Raw genomic sequence first — 16666 nt, 5'->3', positions numbered from 1 at the left:
CACATTCAAGGGCGTTACGACGCCTTCGAAAATTCTTAAGTTCTAATTAAATTGACCATCGATAAAATTGTATCGGTTTGGTTCAGCGAATTTCAGCCTCCCCCTGATACAACCCCTCCATGAAAGGTTAACGCAGTTCCCGCCGGGGCCAATGGTCCCTGCGGCGCCTAGGTTAGGCTTAATCACGGGGGTGAAGTTATGACTATTTTGATTGTCGAAGACAATCCGACGAACGCGATGATCATAAAGCATCTCGCGAAGAAGGTAACGACTGAAGAGATCAAGGTTGCTGGCGACGGCAGCACGGCACTCAAGATGTGCCATGCTGAGAATTTCGACATGCTGATCGTCGATCACCTGCTGCCAGGCATGTCGGGTCTCCAGTTCGTGCAGGCCGTGCGTCTCATGGATCGCTACCGCGATGTGCCGGTGGTTATGGTGACTGCAGACGACGAGCCGCGTCTGCGCGAAGAAGCCCAGTCTGCTGGCGTGACGGACTTTCTGCACAAGCCGGTCGAAGCGGTGGCGTTCCGCAAGCTGCTTTCGGATCATCTCGGCCTGACCGTCGTCCATCCGGAACTGCGTTCGGCTTGATGAAGGGGATCACGCACATGAAGAGCATCATCTCTGCGCTTCTTCTGAGCGCTCTCTCCGCGAATGTTGCCCTTGCACTTGACGCACCGACCGGACCGGTTGTGCTGACGGTTACCGGCGAGATTTCGGAAACCAATGCCGGAAACACAGCGCAATTCGACATGGCCATGCTGGAAAAACTGCAAGGACGAAAGGGTGAAATGGAAACACCCTGGACGACCGGCAGAGTGACCTTTGAAGGCCCTTTGCTGCGTGAGATCCTGGCTGCAGTCGGTGCGACCGGAACCAACCTGAAGGTTCGTGCACTCAATGACTACGCTGCCGACGTGCCGGCCGAGGACGCCAAGCTCGATACAATCCTGGCCACCAAGCTTGACGGCAAGCCCATGTCGATCCGCGACAAGGGCCCGCTGATGCTCGTCTATCCCTTTGATCTGGATGCCGACCTGTACAACGAGAAGTACTTCTCGCGCTCTGTCTGGCAGATCAAGGAAATCGAGGTCATCAAGTGACACTCACAGGCGCCACAGCTCGGAAGTTTGCAGGCGGAGGCACGGTTGCCTTCGTCCTGCAGACCGTGTCTGCGGCCTTGCTTATCGTGCTTCTCGTCCTCTTTGTCGATATCGCACGCCAATACCGCATCATGGAGGACGGGGTACGCGAAAACTCGCTCTGGTCCGTCTACCAACTCGACCGCGAGGTTCGGCAACTCAGCCACAGCCTCGCAGCTGTTCAGCATGACGAGGGCAATCCCCAGCTCTTGAGCGAACTAGCCCTGCGCTATGATATCCTCTACTCGCGCGTTTCGCTTCTCGATCAGGCAAAGTTTGGCACTTATTTCTCGGGCGACGATCGGATCCGTGGCTACATTGCTTCGGTGACTGATGGTGTCCATAAGATGTTGCCGCTGTTTGACGCCCATGCGGCCGGCAGCGTACCGACCTCGGAGCAACTGACCGAGCTGCGGGGCACCCTTGTCGCTATGGGTCGGGTTGCCGAAGATTTTCTGCTCTACACGAATACACGCGTCAGTCACGAGCGTGCCGAGAGCCGAGCGACGATCCTCAAGCTCGAGCGCACGTCGGCGGTGATGCTCTCGCTGTTGATGGTGTCGGTGGTCTTTCTCGTCGTGACCCTCAACCGTCAGCTGCGCTCGGTCCGCCAGTCAAGCCACGAACTTCAGGTCATGGCCACCCAACTCAGCGAAGCCTATGAGGCCGCGGATGCGGGGAACCGCGCGAAGTCGCAGTTCATGGCCACCATGGGCCACGAAATCCGCACGCCGCTGAATGCCATCCTCGGCATGTCGGAGCTCCTGGAGCTCTCCGAGCTGCCCGACGACGCTTTATCCAGCGTCAAGACGATCCGCACCTCCGGCGAGGCGCTGCTGGAAATCATCAACGAGATCCTCGACTTCTCCAAGATCGAGCATGGCAAGCTGGAACTTGAGGAACGCGCCTTCGACGTCTGTGCGCTGGCCGAAAGCACTGTCAGCATCCTCAGAGGCCGTGCCGACGATCATGGGAACACCGTAATCCTGGACCTGCCGGACTCGCTTCAGGCGCTCTACGTGAAGACAGATCCGACACGTCTGAGACAGGTCCTGCTCAATCTCTTGTCGAATGCCGTGAAGTTCACCCACCAGGGAACGGTGACGCTGCGCCTGCGCGACTTCTACCGCGAAGGCAAGCTGATGATCCGCTTCGAGGTGGAGGACACCGGTATCGGTATCGATGAAGCGGGTCTCGACAAGCTGTTCAAACCCTTCTCGCAGGTTGATGCCTCCATCACGCGTCGCTACGGCGGCACCGGTCTGGGCCTGACCATCTGCAAGCAGATTGTCGAGAAGCTTGGCGGCGAGCTGGGCATGAGCAGCACCGTTGGAGTGGGCTCGATCTTCTGGTTCGAACTCGGCGTGGTCCCGGTCACGCGGGAAGAAGCGACCGGCCTGGCGGCGAAGACGGTGACCGAGGGAACGCTGCCCCGTTTCCGCATCCTGCTGGTCGAGGACAATAAAGTGAACCAGATTGTCGCGACGCGCTTCCTCGCGCGGCTGGGCCAGGATGTCGAAATCGCCAACGATGGAGCCGAGGCTGTCTCCATCACCCGCGAGCAGGCTTTCGATCTCATCCTTATGGATATGCAGATGCCGGTCATGGATGGCATCGAGGCGACGAAGTGGATCATCGCCGAGGGCGGTCCGTCTGCGAATGTTCCGATCATCGCCATGACCGCCAATGCCTCTGACGATGACCGTCGTCGTTGTTTGGAAGCCGGCATGAGGGGCTTTGAGTCCAAGCCCGTAACCCTCGAAAGACTGAAGAAAATGATTGCCCAGACGACAGCTCGTGAGATCGCACCGGTGTCTGCAACCACGGCCGCTCCTCAGAAGCTGGAATTGCCGGAGCTTGATCTGGCGGAAATGTCACTGCAGTCGATGCCGGCGCTCGGCATCGAGGGGCTGGACGAGGCGCGTCATGCTGAACTGGTCGAAGCGCTCGGCGAAGAAGTCTTCCAGGAACTGGTCGAATCCTTCTTCGATGACGCGACGAGCCTGCTCGGCGAATTGAACGAGGCGCTGCAAAAGAACGATCCCGAAAAGATCGACCATGTATTGCACACGATCAAGGGTGCCGCCTTCAACGTCGGCCTCAATGATCTGGCGATAAAGGCCCACGCGATGCGGAGCCATACCCCAGAGCCTGCAGAAATCGAAATGCTCGGCGAGGAGATTCTCGCACTCAAATTCAAACTGGTTGCCTGAGAAAGCACGGAGGCGTTCATGCGTATTTTGTTGGTGGACGACAACAGCACCAATCTGAAGCTCCTGACGAAACTCGTCGGAAAGCTCGATCATTGCGAGGCACTGCCCTTTGCCAGCCCCGACGCCGTGCTTTCGGCTTTGCCGGAGCTTGATTTCGACATCGCGATCATCGATTACCAGATGCCTGTGTACAACGGTGTCGAGCTCTACACGGAGATCGTGCGCTTCGAGAAATATGCCGATGTCCCGGTCATCTTTGTAACGGCAGACAAGGATATGACCACCCGCATGGCAGCACTCAATGCAGGCGCCATCGACTTCCTGACCAAGCCGGTAAACCCGGTCGAATTCCAGGCACGCGTCCAGAACATCGTTAGCCTTTCGCGAGCCCGTCGCCAGCTTGCCGATCAGGCCGAATGGCTGCGCCGCGAGGTCGAGCGTGCTGTGGGCGAACTGCGTGAACGCGAGCAGGAGATCATCCATCGCCTGACGCTCGCCGCCGGCTACAAGGATCCGGAGACCGCCCGCCACACCTTGCGCGTCGCCGCCTATTCGGAGGCAATTGCCATCGAGCTCGGTCTGCCGGGCCAGGTCTGCCACGATATCCGGCTTGCAGCCCCTATGCATGACATCGGCAAGGTCGCCATGCCCGATACCGTTCTCTTGAAACAGGGGCGCCTGACCGAGGCCGAGTATCGCCAGATGCAGGCCCATGCCCAGATCGGCAGCGACATCCTTGGCCGTTCCCATTCGTCACTGCTGCAGCTCGCCTCCGAGATTGCCGCCAGCCACCACGAACGCTGGGACGGTCAGGGTTATCCTAACCGCCTGGTCGGCGCCGCGATCCCGATTTCCGGCCGCATCGTCTGCATCGCCGACAACTTCGACGCCCTGACCACTGAGCGCCCCTACAAGCCGGCCTGGAGCTTCGAACGCACCGTGGAGCACATCCTCGGCCGCGCCGGCACCCAGTTCGATCCGGATTGTGTCGCCGCTTTTGAGCGCGCTTTGCCGCGGATCCAGGCGATCATGGAGCAGGACCGTCGCGAGCAGATGGAAGAGGCGGAGAAGGCGGTAACTCCCGTCAGCGAACGGGTCGCCTGATCCTTTGATCCCAAGGAAGGGACATGCTAAGGGCGGCGAGTTCTCGTCAAGCCGGAGGCTCGCCCCATGTCATCCCTCACCATCCGCCGCCCCGACGACTGGCATCTGCATCTGCGCGATGGCGCCATGCTGGAGGGCGTGATCGGCGATACCAGCCGGCACTTTGCCCGGGCGATCATCATGCCGAACCTCGTGCCGCCGGTGGTGACGACGGAAGACGCCCGCGCCTATCGTGAGCGGATCCTGAACGCGGTGCCGGCTGGAGATAGCTTCCAGCCTCTGATGACGCTTTACCTCACCGAGCACACCAATCCCGATGACGTGGAAGAGGGCAAGCGCTCCGGCCTGATCACGGCGGTGAAGCTCTATCCGGCCGGTGCCACGACCAATTCCCATGGTGGCGTGCGCGACATGGAAAAGGCGATGCCCGTGCTGGAGCGCATGGCCAAGGTCGGTCTGCCGCTCTGCGTGCATGGCGAAGTAACAACGCCCGAAATCGATATCTTCGACCGCGAAAAGGTGTTCATCGACACGGTTCTCGATCCGCTGCGCAAGCGCCTGCCGGAGCTGAAGGTGACCATGGAGCATGTGACGACCGAAGACGGCATTGAGTATATCCGCTCGGCCGATCGCAATCTTGCGGGCACAATCACCACCCATCACCTGATCATCAACCGGAACGACATTCTCGTCGGCGGTATCCAGCCACATTACTACTGCCTGCCGGTCGCCAAGCGCGAGAACCACCGCCAGGCCCTGCGCAAGGCGGCCGTTTCAGGCGATGCCCGCTTCTTCCTCGGCACCGACAGCGCGCCGCATGTCGACCCGCTGAAGGAATGCGCCTGCGGCTGCGCCGGCATCTATACCTCGATCAACACGATGAGCTGCCTTGCCCATGTCTTCGAACAGGAGAATGCGCTCGACAAGCTCGAGGCCTTCACTTCGCTGAACGGGCCCGCCTGGTACGGTCTGCCCGCAAACGAGGAGAGGATTACGCTCGTCAAGCGCGAGGAGCCGGTCGAGTTTCCGGTCAAGATCTTCACCGGCGCCGGGCCGGTGACGGTTTTCAATCCGAAATTCCCGCTGCACTGGGATGTCGCCTGACTGGCGACGCAGCTCAGGCGCCGAGAGAGCCGAGCTGCGGCCAGAGGCCGAGGATGCCGACAAGAATCAGATAGATCGCGACGACATAGTTCAGCAGGCGCGGCATGATCAGGATGAGAATGCCGGCGATGAGCGCGACGAGGGGCTGGATGATGAGGGCGTTGTCCATGGTTGTCGGTCCTTTGTGGATTGGCCTGCCCTAAAGATCTGCTGAGGACGATTGTTCCATGGGCGCTGCATCTGGCGGGCAGGGCTGCTTGCTGCTATGGCGCTTCTGACCATGTTTGACAGGAGCGCCCGATGATCCAGACACCCTTCACCGACCCGGCCATTATGGCAGAACTCGTGGCGAAGATGCTCTGGGAGATCAAGGCAGTGCATTTCAACGCGGCCGAACCATATAAGCTCTCGTCGGGCATGCGGAGCCCCGTTTACATCGACTGCCGCAAGCTCTTGTCCTATCCGCGCGTGCGCTCCGCCGTCATGGATTTTGCCGCCGCGACCCTCATGCGCAATGCCGGCTTCGAACAGTTCGACTGCATCGCCGGCGGCGAGACGGCTGGCATCCCCTTTGCAGCCCTGCTCGCTGATCGCTTGGGCTTGCCGATGATCTATGTGCGAAAGGCCCCGAAGGGCCATGGGCGCAACGCCCAGATCGAAGGGCACATGCCTGAAGGCGCACGCGTGCTCGTCATCGAGGACCTGACGACGGCGGGCGGCAGCATGTTCAAGTTCATCGACGCGATCCGCGCGGCAGGTGGCGTTGTAGATCACGGCATCGCGCTCTTCTTCTATGGCATATTCCCAGAGGCCGAGCAGCGTTTTGCCGATGGCAAGGTGAAGCTCCACTACATCGCCACCTGGCGCAATGTTCTGGCCGTCGCCCGCGAGCAGAAGCTTTTTGACGAGAAGACCCTATCGGAAGTCGAGGCCTTCCTGGATGCCCCGCTCGAATGGTCGGGTCGCAACGGTGGGATTTCGTCACTCGCCTGAGCGAATGCCCAAAGTCGCGCTGGAAAATCAGGGCGGCTTCGTTTAAATCGATTGAAACGGAATCCTTGGGAGGTCGAGATGATCCTGTGTTGCGGCGAAGCGCTGATCGACATGTTGCCACGCGAAACCACGCTCGGCGAGCGCGCCTTTGCGCCCTATGCCGGCGGCGCGATCTTCAACACGGCGATTGCGCTCGGGCGCCTCGGCATCGACACCGGCTTCTTCACCGGCCTTTCCGACGACATGCTGGGCGACATCCTGCGTGACACGCTGAAATCCTCGGGCGTCGATTACAGCTATTGCGCCACGCTATCGCGCCCCTGCACGATCGCTCTGGTCAAGCTGACCAACGGCCAGGCATCTTACGCCTTCTATGACGAGAACACGGCAGGCCGGATGATCACGGAAGCCGATCTGCCCGCGCTCGATGACAGCTGCGAGGCGCTGCATTTCGGCGCGATCAGCCTGATCCCGGAACCCTGCGGCTCGACCTATGAAGCGCTGATGACCCGCGAGCACAAGACCCGCGTGATCTCGCTCGACCCCAATATCCGCCCCGGTTTCATCAAGGACAAGGCCGCCCACCAGGCCCGCATCGCCCGTATGGCCGATATGTCCGACATCCTGAAATTCTCCGATGAAGACCTCGACTGGTTCGATCTCCAGGGCAGCCAGGACGAACGCGCCGCCTATTGGCTGACGCGCGGCGCCAAGCTCGTGGTTCTGACCAAGGGCGCGGAAGGCGCGACAGCCTATACCGCGAACTTCAAGGTCTCCGTCCCCTCCAACAAGGTCGAGGTGGTCGACACCGTCGGCGCCGGCGACACCTTTGACGCGGGCATTCTGGCGTCGTTGAAGCGTCAGGGACTGCTGACCAAGGAGAAGGTGGCGACGCTCTCGGAAGAGGCTGTGCGCGAGGCGCTGACGGTAGGCGCCAAAGCGGCGGCCGTTACCGTATCGCGGGCAGGGGCCAACCCGCCGACGGCGGCGGAGATTGGGTTCTGATTCAGTTATCGACAAATGCCAGGAGTTTTCTCGCTCTTTTTGGCATTCTGGGGTGTCAGCTATACTGGGCGCGTTGTGCCTAATGTTCTAGCTTGATGTATCCAGAGTTGAGGCTCCGTTGTGGCTCTATAAATTCTTTGTGAATTTTAGAAAAGCCCGCCCCTATGCTTGAACATAGAGGCGGGTGCAATATTAGAGAGCAATTGGAATTAGGCGGCGCGTATCCGTGCCGCCGCTTTCAATTCCTTCTCGCAGATCTCTGGTATTTTTAACCAGCTGCAGAAGGATCATCAAAGCATCTCTTATGGTTTCTGTGTAGGTTTTTCCGTAATTCTCCTTCGCCTCGTCTAGTAAGTCCTTCATCCACCTGGATAGATTTATGTATTTATCCTTGTGGAGTGATTTAACGTTGGTGGCTTCGTTTTGAGTTTTTGATACTTCCTGATTGTAAACTCCTTCCGGTTCGAATATTTCGTAGGCCATCAAGGCCCTACGAAAAATCTCTTGGTCGGAGGACGTCCTAAGTGCAGCTCTTAACATTTCTATATGCCGAAATGTCAGAGCATCCATTCTGACGTGTAGCTTTACCTCAGAGACATCTTCCTTCCGCGAGGGTAAGTTTGACACGTTGTTATCGACAACGAGAGTTGGCAACTTTCCCTTACGTTTCACAGACATTGATCTGTACCCTTTCTATGAGCTCGATCTTTCTTCGGCCTAATACCTTGTTCTAGCTCTGAGCCGCCGCCCGCCAAAACCGATGATGAAGATTCAATTTTTAGAGTGCATGCCGCGTTTTCAATATTTCAATCGCATCGCATGATCAGTGAAATTGGTGTCTTCATCTCAGTCTTGGCTGACGGCTCGCCGCTCACTTAGGAATCCGCGTCTTCGGGTTTAGAACCCGAGAGGCGCTTGCCCTTCGTGCGAGGCTGCTCTTGCACGATCTCAGGCGTAGTGCGACCATAACGTGCGCTGAGTTCTACGGATCGGCCGCAGGCCTGCCCGGAGACATCAATTTGTACGTTCTGGAAGTCCGCTTCGATCTTGAGCTTGATCTTTGGCATTTTGACCTCTCCTTCGCGTTGCCCGGGTCAACGCCTACCCTTGCGACAGTACCGTCACGTCACTAAAGATAATGTGGTGATTTGGAACATTCAAGGCGGGCCGTGAAATTTTGATTTGAAGATCTGTCATGCAATTCCACTTGGCTCCCACTGAGAGAAGGGCATTAGCCATGAAAGCCTTGGTTTGTTCAGTAGTGTCCTCTGGAGCGCTCAACCATTGTACGACTTTTCGTTATCTAGGCGAGGATGCAGGTCGTTCATCATCTTCCGCTGCCATGATCGGCTTAACCATGGAAGCCTTTGATGTTTAACGATTTTAGTGTTCAGTCAGCCGAGGCCGCCCTGAAATCAGGGTGGAGATCTGTCCAGAAATGATGGTGATTGGGCTTTGGTACTAGCTACGCCTGCTCAGAAGTCCGATCGGAGTTACCTTCAGCCGAGCCCAACCGCCTCTGACATTACCCCATCTTCCGCCCTGCCAGCGCCGACACCAATCCCGCCGTCGAGCTGTCATGCCCGGTGGCCGCAACCTTGCCCTGCACCACCGGCAACAGCCCCGTCGCCAGTTCCTTGCCAAGCTCCACGCCCCATTGGTCAAACGAGTTGATGCGGAAGACGACGCCTTCGACGAAGACGCGGTGTTCGTAGAGCGCGATCAGGCGACCCAGCGTAAACGGGGTCAGCTGCTCGTAGACGAAGGTGATCGACGGGCGGTTGCCGGAGAAGACGCGGTGCGGGGCGAGGAAGTCGGCTTCTTCGTCGGGCACACCCTTGGCGGTCAGCTGGCTCTTCGCTTCCGCGAGTGTGCGGCCCTTCATCAAAGCTTCCGACTGGGCGAGGCAATTGGCGATCAGGAGTTCGTGCTGGTGGCGCAGCTCCGGTTCGAAGCCATTGGCGGCGATCAGGAATTCGGCCGGGATGACGCTCGTGCCCTGGTGGATGAGCTGGTAGAAGGCGTGCTGGCCATTGGTGCCCGGCTCGCCCCAGACGACCGGACCGGACGCGCCCTGGACCGGCTTGCCGTCGATCGTCACGCTTTTGCCGTTCGATTCCATGTCCAGCTGCTGCAGATAGGCCGGGAAGCGCGACAGGCGCTGGTCATAGGGCAGGATCGCCCGCGTCGCATAGTTCAGGACATTGCGGTGATAGACACCGAGCGCGCCGAGCAGCATCGGCAGGTTCTGCCGGAAGGGCGCATTGCGGAAATGCTCGTCCATCGCATGGCCACCAGCAAGGAAGTCGCCGAAATTGTCGGGGCCGATCGCAATCATCAGCGGCAGGCCGATGGCCGACCAGATGGAATAACGTCCGCCGACCCAGTCCCAGAAACCGAAGACGCGCGAGGGATCGATGCCGAAGGCGGCGACCTTGTCGAGGGCGGTCGAGACGGCGCAGAAATGATGGCCGACGGCGGCTTCACCCAGCGCATCGGCGATGAAGGCGCGCGCCGTCTGGGCATTGGTCATCGTCTCGATGGTGGTGAAGGTCTTCGACGCGACGATGAAGAGGGTGGTCTCGGCAGAGAGGGTCTTCAGCGTGTCGGCGATATGCGCGCCGTCGATATTGGAGACGAAATGCAGGCGCGGGCCGTCATGGAAGGGCGAGAGCGCCAGCGTGGCCATCACGGGACCGAGATCCGAACCGCCAATGCCGATGTTAACGACATCGGTGATGGCCTTGCCTGTGGCGCCCTTCATCTCGCCGGAGCGAATGCCATCGGCAAACTTGCCCATGGCCTCGAGAACGCCGTTCACATCAGGCATCACATCGCGACCGGCGACCAGAACCGGTCGATTGGAGCGGTTGCGCAGCGCCGTGTGCAAAACAGCGCGGCCTTCGGTAAAGTTGATCGGCGCGCCGGAAAACATCTGATCGCGTTTTTCGGCGACACCGGCAGCCGCCAGCAGCTGCTCGAGCTGGTCGAGTACCTCGTCATTCACAGCGCATTTGGAATAATCCATCAACAGATCGTCGAGCGAGGCCGAGAAGCGGCTGAAACGCTGGGGATCGGCGGCAAAGGCTGCGCGCAGGTCCTCGGCATGGGTGGCAGCGACCGTGCTCGTCAGTGTGTCGATGATGGATTGCATCGGAATGTCCCTGGTTCGACGATGATGTCGGGGACCTTATTAGTGACTTGAGACGGGATCAAGACGAAGGGGAGGCAGAAGCCTCCCCAAATTTAAATCGATTTATTTTCCGTCACGCAGCTCCCGCCGCAGGATCTTGCCGACATTGGTCTTCGGCAGTTCGGTGCGGAATTCGATATAGCGCGGACGCTTGTAATTGGTGAGATTGGCGGCGCAATGCGCCTTCAACTCGTCGATGGTCAGGTTTGGATCCTTCTTCACCACGAAGAGCTTCACCGCCTCGCCCGAATGTTCGTCCGGCACGCCGACAGCGGCGCATTCCAAGACGCCGGCATGCATCACGGCGACTTCCTCGATCTCGTTCGGATAGACGTTGAAGCCGGAAACGAGGATCATGTCCTTCTTGCGGTCGACGATCTTCACATAGCCGCGCTCGTCCATCAGGCCCATGTCGCCGGAGCGGAAGAAGCCATCGGCGCTCATCACCTTGGCCGTCTCTTCCGGGCGCTGCCAATAGCCGGCCATGACCTGCGGGCCACGGATGCAGATTTCGCCCACTTCGCCGATCGGCAGCGTGTTGCCGTCCTCGTCGCGGATCTCGATGTCGGTCGAGGGCAGGGGCAGGCCGATCATGCCGGAGAATTCACGCGCATCGAGACGGTTGACAGTGGCAACCGGCGAGGTTTCCGAGAGGCCGTAGCCCTCGGTGATCGGCCGGCCCGTCATGTCGAGCCAGCGCTCGGCGACCGGTCGCTGGACCGCCATGCCGCCAGCGAGCACCAGCATCATCGAGGAGAAGTCGATCTTCTTGAATTCCGGGTTGTTCATCATCGCGTTGAACAGCGTATTCAGGCCCGGGAAGACATGCGCCTTGAAGCTCTGCAGCTCCTTGATGAAGGCCGGGATATCACGCGGATTGGCGATCAGCAGGTTATGGGCGCCGAGAGCAATGCCCATCAGCGAATTCACGGTCAGCGCGAAGATATGGTACAGCGGCAATGCGCAGACGAAGTTCAGCACGTCGGGACGCGACTTGCCGGCAAAGGCCGCTTCCAGCCACAGCGCGATCTGCTGCTTGTTGGCAAGCAGGTTGGCATGGGTGAGCGTGGCACCCTTGGAAACGCCGGTCGTGCCGCCCGTATACTGCAGGAAGGCAACGTCGCTCGAGACCACGTCGACAGGCTTCAGCGACAGCTTCTCGCCTTCGGCCAGCATCGCCTTGAAGCCGGTATGACCAGGGATCGACCAGGCGGGTACGAGCTTCTTCACCTTGCGCACCACGAGATTGACGATGTGGCCCTTGAGGCCCAGCATGTCGCCCATGGCGCAGACCACGACATGCTTCACGTCTGTGCGGGCCACCACCTGTTCGACCGTGTGGGCGAAATTTTCGAGCAGGATGATCGCCTTGGCGCCGGAATCCTTGAGCTGGTGTTCCAGTTCGCGCGGCGTGTAGAGCGGGTTGACGTTGACCACGGTCATGCCGGCCCGAAGGATGCCGTACGCGCTCACCGGGTTCTGCAGGATGTTCGGGGTCATGACGGCGACGCGGTCACCCTTGACGAGACCCTTGGACTGCAGCCAGGCGCCGACCTTGCGGGACTGCTGCTCAAGCTCGCGGAAGGTCATGCCGCGGCCCATGCTGGAGAAGGCGAGGCGATCAGCGAATTTGGCGCAGCTGGCTTCAAAAAGCGCACCGAGCGACGCATGCGCATGCGGCGCGATCTCTGCCGGCACGGCGGCGGGGTAGGAGTTGATCCAGATTTTCTCGGCGGCGCGACCGCTGAGGCGGCTCATGGTGTCCGTCATGTATTCCTCCCGACATCTGTCATCTTCTGTGCACGCCCTTGCGGGACCGGTTCCTCCTCAGGCACCGAAGCTTATGCTTCCACATCAGCAGTGCAAGTGTAAGAACGCTATATAACCTTGACGTAAACGTCAATAATCCCGTCAGTCGGGTTTGCAAGTCGTTTGTGGGGAACCATGCGCAAGGGCACCCGTTACCTCTGTATCGACAACCAAGAAGGAGAACTTCCCATGTTGCAGGAGAACCGAAACACCGCCGCTGGCCAGGATCCCTACGTCAAGGATACCCCGAGCCTGATCGCCAGCGACAAGGTTGAAGGTACCGCCGTCTATGGTCGCGATGGCGACCGCATCGGCTCCATCCAGCGCGTTATCCTCGAAAAGAAAGGTGGCCGGGTCGCCTATGCCGTCCTTGGATTCGGCGGCTTCTGGGGAATTGGCGACGACTACTATCCGCTTCCCTGGGAAAAGCTCACCTATGATGAAAGCCTCGACGGTTATCGCATCGATCTGACCAAGGAGCAGGTCGAGGGGGCGCCTCGCGCCAGAGATGACAGCGATGAGTGGTATCGCAACAATGGCCGATCAGTCTATGACTACTATGGTGTTCCGCCCTATTGGATCTGATCGATCGGCTGGTTCCACAACAGATCAAGACCACGGCGTCACCCTTGCGGGTGGCGCCGTTTCTGATTGTTGACAACCGGCGCCCGACCGGGGAAACCACGCGGCAGAGCGATTTCGGGAGACGGGCATGGCGGGCAATCCAGCGGTTGATAAGGCAACAGCAACGTCTGATGACGCGATGCGGGCCGGAACTGTTGTCGGCATAGATCTCGGCGGCACCAAGATCCTGGCCGGCATTGCCGATCTTGATGGCAAGATCCTGGCCACGCTGCGCGAGCCGACTGAACATGGCCCCGGTGCTCCAGTCCTCGATCAGATGGCCGCCCTTGTTGACAAACTCGCGAGCCGCGCAGGGATCGGGGCGTCTTCCGTTCGTCGCGTGGTGATCGGTGTCCCCAGTGCCGTATCGCCGATGACGGGCCTTGCATCGCTCTCGCCCAATCTTGCCTTACCCGAAGACCGGCCCCTCGCTCAGGTGATGGAAGAGCGTCTGATTGTGCCGGTCCATGTGGAAAATGACGTCAATCTTGCGGCCTTCGGTGAAGCGGTCGCCGGGGCAGGCAAGGGGCTTTCCAGCGTCGCCTTCCTGTCTTTCGGTACGGGCGTCGGCCTGGGGCTCGTGGTCGATGGCAAAATGCTGCGCGGTGCCTTTGGACGCGCCGGCGAAATTGCCTATCTGCCCACGGGATCAGACGTGCATCAGTATGCGCCCGTTTCGGAAAACGGTCTTTTCGAGGACGAAGTCGGCACCCGTGGCGTTATTGCTCGCCATCCCGATCTGGGCGGTGTCAGCGATCTCTTTGAGCGCGCCGAGGCGGGCGACGACACGGCGCGGAAGGCAATCGACGATCTCGCCCGTCGCGGCTCGGTCGGCGTTGCCGCGATCCATGCAATCGTCGATCCAGACCTCACCGTCATCGGCGGCGGCATTGGCAGTCAGCCCTACTTCTTCGAACGCATCCGCCACCATCTGGCACCCCTGCTGCCCTTCGACTGCCGGCTGGAGCCTAGCCGGCACGGCGCGGAAGCGGGCATGCTGGGCGCTGTTTTGAGCGCGCTAGACACGCAGATAGCCTCAAGGGACTGATTGTACGGTGGTCGTCGGGGAAGAAATGGTGCCGCTTACGTGACTCGAACACGTGACCCCATCATTACGAATGATGTGCTCTACCGACTGAGCTAAAGCGGCCCACGCTGGACGGGTGATCACCCGCCGCGTTTGGTGAGGGGCTGATACAGGGATTGCCCGGTGATTTCAAGACGGATTTCGGCGGCCGGGGAAAAATTCCGCGACCGCCAAGTGTGCTCATCAATCACTTGAGCGGCCAGGTCTTCGGCCAGTTGGAGAGATCCATGGCTTCGTTCTGGTCGATCTCGACCGGGCATTCGCGCGAGGCTTCCTCGACAAGAGCCAGCTGTGTCCCGATGGCACCGTCAACCAATTTCCATTCGCTGTAGGTGCCGCAGTCGCCGACGCCACGTGCCTTGAAGAAGGACGAGAAGGTCCTCTCCTTCCAGTCATAGCCAAGATTGAAGGCCAGGGTACTGGCGCTCGGCGCGCCGTCGATCATGCCCGGGAAGGCCAGAGGCGTGATCATGTCGAAGGCATCGACGAAGGCGACATAGGTCACATTGTAGGCGCCGCTCGGGCCGCAGGGCGTGATGTATATGGTCGTGCTCTCGTCGATCTGGTGGGAGAGCGCGTTGCCGTCCAGCATCGAGATTTCCGTATCGGCACAGGCGCCGCCCTCGGCGAATTGACTGCGAATCGCTTCGGGCAGTTCCTCGATCATCGCGATGTCGCTGATGGGCAAAGGCGGATTTGGTGCCTTTTCACCCTTCGAAATCATGGCGTCCGTATGCCCGATACGATCCTGGTATTCGTCGATGAAGAGAAGGCTTGCCGCCGCACCGGAGAGGGGAAACGTCGCTGCCACTCTCTTGTCGGCGCTGGAAACTGTGATGGCCACATTCGAGCCGTTTTTCAGCATCTCGATCAGGCCGCTGCCGATGAAGTCGCCGGTCAGCGTCAGGGAACTCGCCAAGGTATCGACGGCTATGTCGCCACCCCGCACCACGACCGGCGCCTCCTCGTCAACCTTGATGCTGACCTCGGTCTCCCCTTGGCCTTCGGTCAATGACATGTCGTTCACCGAGACAGTAATGGTGACCGGCGCCTCCGGCTTGCCGCTTCGCTTCAGTTCGATGCGCGATAGCGGACTGTCTGAGAGAAACTGCCGCATGCTGCAGGACAGGGTCTGTTCGCAGAGGATCTGCCACGACTTGAACTCCCTGTAGCCGCTATCCTCCGCCTGCGCGGAAATTGCGCCGCCAAGGACAAAGGGCACAGTCATGAGAAGCGTGGTGGTCTGGCGCATGAAGTCCCCGCAAAAAACTGATTCTGCGGGGACGCTAGCAGCGACAGCCTCAGCCGCAAATCGCCTTTTTTGCGCCTATATACTCGCGCTCAAGGCGATCAACGACGGCGGCGACCGGTTCGACCGCCTTGACGGCCCCGATGCCCTGTCCGCAGCCCCAGATGTCCTTCCAGGCCTTTGCGCCAGTGGTTGCCTTGTCGAAGTCCATCTTGGAGGGATCGGCGACGGGGAGATTGTCTGGGTCAAGGCCGGCTGCCTTGATCGACGGCTTCAGATAGTTGCCGTGTACGCCTGTAAAGTAGTTGGAATAGACAATGTCATTGGCTTGGGCGTCGACGATGGCCTGCTTGTATTCGTCGGAGGCGCGCGCCTCTTCGGTCGCGATGAAGGGCGAGCCGATATAGGCCATGTCGGCACCCATCGCCTGGGCCGCAAGGATTGCGCCACCATTGGCAATCGCACCGGCGAGCAGCAGCGGCCCGTCGAACCATTCGCGGATTTCCTGGATCAGCGCGAACGGAGACAGCGTGCCGGCATGGCCGCCTGCACCGGCCGCCACCGCGATCAGCCCGTCGGCCCCCTTGCGGATTGCCGAGTTGGCGTGACGGTTGTTGATCACGTCATGCAGCACGATACCGCCATAGGAATGCACGGCGGCATTCACTTCCGGAACGGCGCCCAGCGAGGAGATGACGATCGGCACCTTGTATTTGACGCACATCATCAGGTCGTGCTCCAGCCGCTTGTTCGACATGTGCACGATCTGGTTGACCGCGAAGGGAGCGGCCGGGCGGTCGGGGTTCTTCGCATTGTGGGAGGCAAGCTCTTCGGTGATCTCGGCCAGCCACTCATCGAGTTGCGCCTCGGGCCGGGCATTGAGCGCGGGAAAGGCGCCGACCACGCCAGCCTTGCACTGAGCGATCGTCAGCTTCGGATGTGATATGATGAAGAGTGGCGAGGCGACGACGGGGAGCCTCAGATTGTTTTTCAGGATCGGCGGCAGGGCCATCACTTCACCTCCCATGAAGTTTACGTTTACGCAAACGTCAAATAGCAGATGATCTGCAGATAGGAAAGCGTGTCCTTGCTTTCCCAGGAATCCGAGGCCGACCGTTCACCGGCAACAACGTCGTCTGG

Annotated in this window: 16 protein-coding genes and 1 tRNA gene; 9 read left to right on the top strand and 8 right to left on the bottom strand. The window is 59.8% G+C overall.

From position 1 onward, the window contains the following. The first annotated feature begins 198 nt into the window (after nucleotides 1-198). From AC1PUL_RS15795 to pyrC, 5 genes are all read left to right on the top strand, one after another. Nucleotides 199-594, top strand: coding sequence for a response regulator (locus tag AC1PUL_RS15795; RefSeq protein WP_480465085.1), 396 nt, complete (start codon nucleotides 199-201; stop codon nucleotides 592-594). A gap of 17 nt (nucleotides 595-611) precedes the next feature. After that, nucleotides 612-1106, top strand: coding sequence for a putative pterin-binding protein (locus AC1PUL_RS15790; protein WP_480465084.1), 495 nt, complete (start codon nucleotides 612-614; stop codon nucleotides 1104-1106). Then, entirely contained in the window at nucleotides 1103-3358 is a 2256-nt protein-coding gene (locus AC1PUL_RS15785) for an ATP-binding protein (protein WP_480465083.1), read from the top strand. The genes AC1PUL_RS15790 and AC1PUL_RS15785 overlap by 4 nt, the downstream gene beginning before the upstream one ends. An 18-nt stretch (nucleotides 3359-3376) precedes the next feature. Continuing rightward, nucleotides 3377-4462: a response regulator gene (locus tag AC1PUL_RS15780; protein ID WP_480465082.1), complete on the top strand. Its 1086-nt coding sequence runs from the start codon at nucleotides 3377-3379 to the stop codon at nucleotides 4460-4462. 66 nt (nucleotides 4463-4528) lie between these two features. Then, nucleotides 4529-5566, top strand: a complete 1038-nt coding sequence (gene pyrC, locus AC1PUL_RS15775; protein ID WP_480465081.1) for a dihydroorotase — start codon at nucleotides 4529-4531, stop codon at nucleotides 5564-5566. 13 nt (nucleotides 5567-5579) lie between these two features. On the opposite strand, the gene AC1PUL_RS15770 is transcribed toward pyrC, so the two are convergent. Then, nucleotides 5580-5735, bottom strand: coding sequence for a DUF3096 domain-containing protein (locus AC1PUL_RS15770; protein ID WP_480465080.1), 156 nt, complete (start codon nucleotides 5733-5735; stop codon nucleotides 5580-5582). A gap of 131 nt (nucleotides 5736-5866) precedes the next feature. Between AC1PUL_RS15770 and AC1PUL_RS15765 the strand changes: the two genes are divergently transcribed. Continuing rightward, nucleotides 5867-6559, top strand: coding sequence for an orotate phosphoribosyltransferase (locus AC1PUL_RS15765; RefSeq protein ID WP_480465079.1), 693 nt, complete (start codon nucleotides 5867-5869; stop codon nucleotides 6557-6559). A 78-nt stretch (nucleotides 6560-6637) separates the two neighbouring features. Beyond that, the gene (locus AC1PUL_RS15760) at nucleotides 6638-7564 is read left to right on the top strand and encodes a carbohydrate kinase family protein (RefSeq protein WP_480465078.1); all 927 of its coding nucleotides are present in this window, start codon (nucleotides 6638-6640) and stop codon (nucleotides 7562-7564) included. A 192-nt stretch (nucleotides 7565-7756) separates the two neighbouring features. Here AC1PUL_RS15760 and AC1PUL_RS15755 read toward each other — a convergent pair whose 3' ends face one another. The 4 genes from AC1PUL_RS15755 to AC1PUL_RS15740 form a co-directional block, all read right to left on the bottom strand. Continuing rightward, nucleotides 7757-8242, bottom strand: coding sequence for a hypothetical protein (locus tag AC1PUL_RS15755; protein ID WP_480465076.1), 486 nt, complete (start codon nucleotides 8240-8242; stop codon nucleotides 7757-7759). 197 nt (nucleotides 8243-8439) lie between these two features. Next, nucleotides 8440-8631, bottom strand: coding sequence for a hypothetical protein (locus tag AC1PUL_RS15750; protein ID WP_480465075.1), 192 nt, complete (start codon nucleotides 8629-8631; stop codon nucleotides 8440-8442). 458 nt (nucleotides 8632-9089) lie between these two features. Beyond that, on the bottom strand, nucleotides 9090-10718 hold the full coding sequence (gene pgi, locus AC1PUL_RS15745) for a glucose-6-phosphate isomerase (RefSeq protein ID WP_480465074.1): 1629 nt from the start codon (nucleotides 10716-10718) through the stop codon (nucleotides 9090-9092). A 102-nt stretch (nucleotides 10719-10820) separates the two neighbouring features. Beyond that, nucleotides 10821-12527, bottom strand: a complete 1707-nt coding sequence (locus AC1PUL_RS15740) for a long-chain-fatty-acid--CoA ligase (RefSeq protein WP_480465073.1) — start codon at nucleotides 12525-12527, stop codon at nucleotides 10821-10823. A 228-nt stretch (nucleotides 12528-12755) separates the two neighbouring features. On the opposite strand from AC1PUL_RS15740, the gene AC1PUL_RS15735 reads away from it, so the two are divergent. Together AC1PUL_RS15735 and AC1PUL_RS15730 are read left to right on the top strand one after the other, a co-directional pair. Then, nucleotides 12756-13151 (top strand): PRC-barrel domain-containing protein, encoded by a 396-nt coding sequence (locus AC1PUL_RS15735; RefSeq protein WP_076391827.1) that lies wholly within the window; start codon nucleotides 12756-12758, stop codon nucleotides 13149-13151. A 127-nt stretch (nucleotides 13152-13278) separates the two neighbouring features. Beyond that, nucleotides 13279-14238, top strand: coding sequence for an ROK family protein (locus AC1PUL_RS15730; RefSeq protein WP_480465072.1), 960 nt, complete (start codon nucleotides 13279-13281; stop codon nucleotides 14236-14238). 26 nt (nucleotides 14239-14264) lie between these two features. Here AC1PUL_RS15730 and AC1PUL_RS15725 read toward each other — a convergent pair. The 3 genes from AC1PUL_RS15725 to AC1PUL_RS15715 all read right to left on the bottom strand — a co-directional run bounded on the left by AC1PUL_RS15725 (nucleotide 14265) and on the right by AC1PUL_RS15715 (nucleotide 16538). Further along, nucleotides 14265-14340 (bottom strand) — tRNA-Thr (locus AC1PUL_RS15725). A gap of 124 nt (nucleotides 14341-14464) precedes the next feature. Then, the gene (locus tag AC1PUL_RS15720; RefSeq protein WP_480465071.1) at nucleotides 14465-15529 is read right to left on the bottom strand and encodes a DUF1176 domain-containing protein; all 1065 of its coding nucleotides are present in this window, start codon (nucleotides 15527-15529) and stop codon (nucleotides 14465-14467) included. Nucleotides 15530-15578: 49 nt separating this feature from the next. After that, complete coding sequence (locus tag AC1PUL_RS15715; protein ID WP_480465070.1) at nucleotides 15579-16538, bottom strand: NAD(P)H-dependent flavin oxidoreductase; 960 nt, start codon at nucleotides 16536-16538, stop codon at nucleotides 15579-15581. Between the last annotated feature and the right edge of the window lie 128 nt (nucleotides 16539-16666).

The organism is Rhizobium sp. P43 (assembly GCF_056730705.1).
The sequence above is the reverse complement of the archived record's forward strand: the minus strand, read 5'-3'. Positions and strand labels throughout refer to the sequence as shown.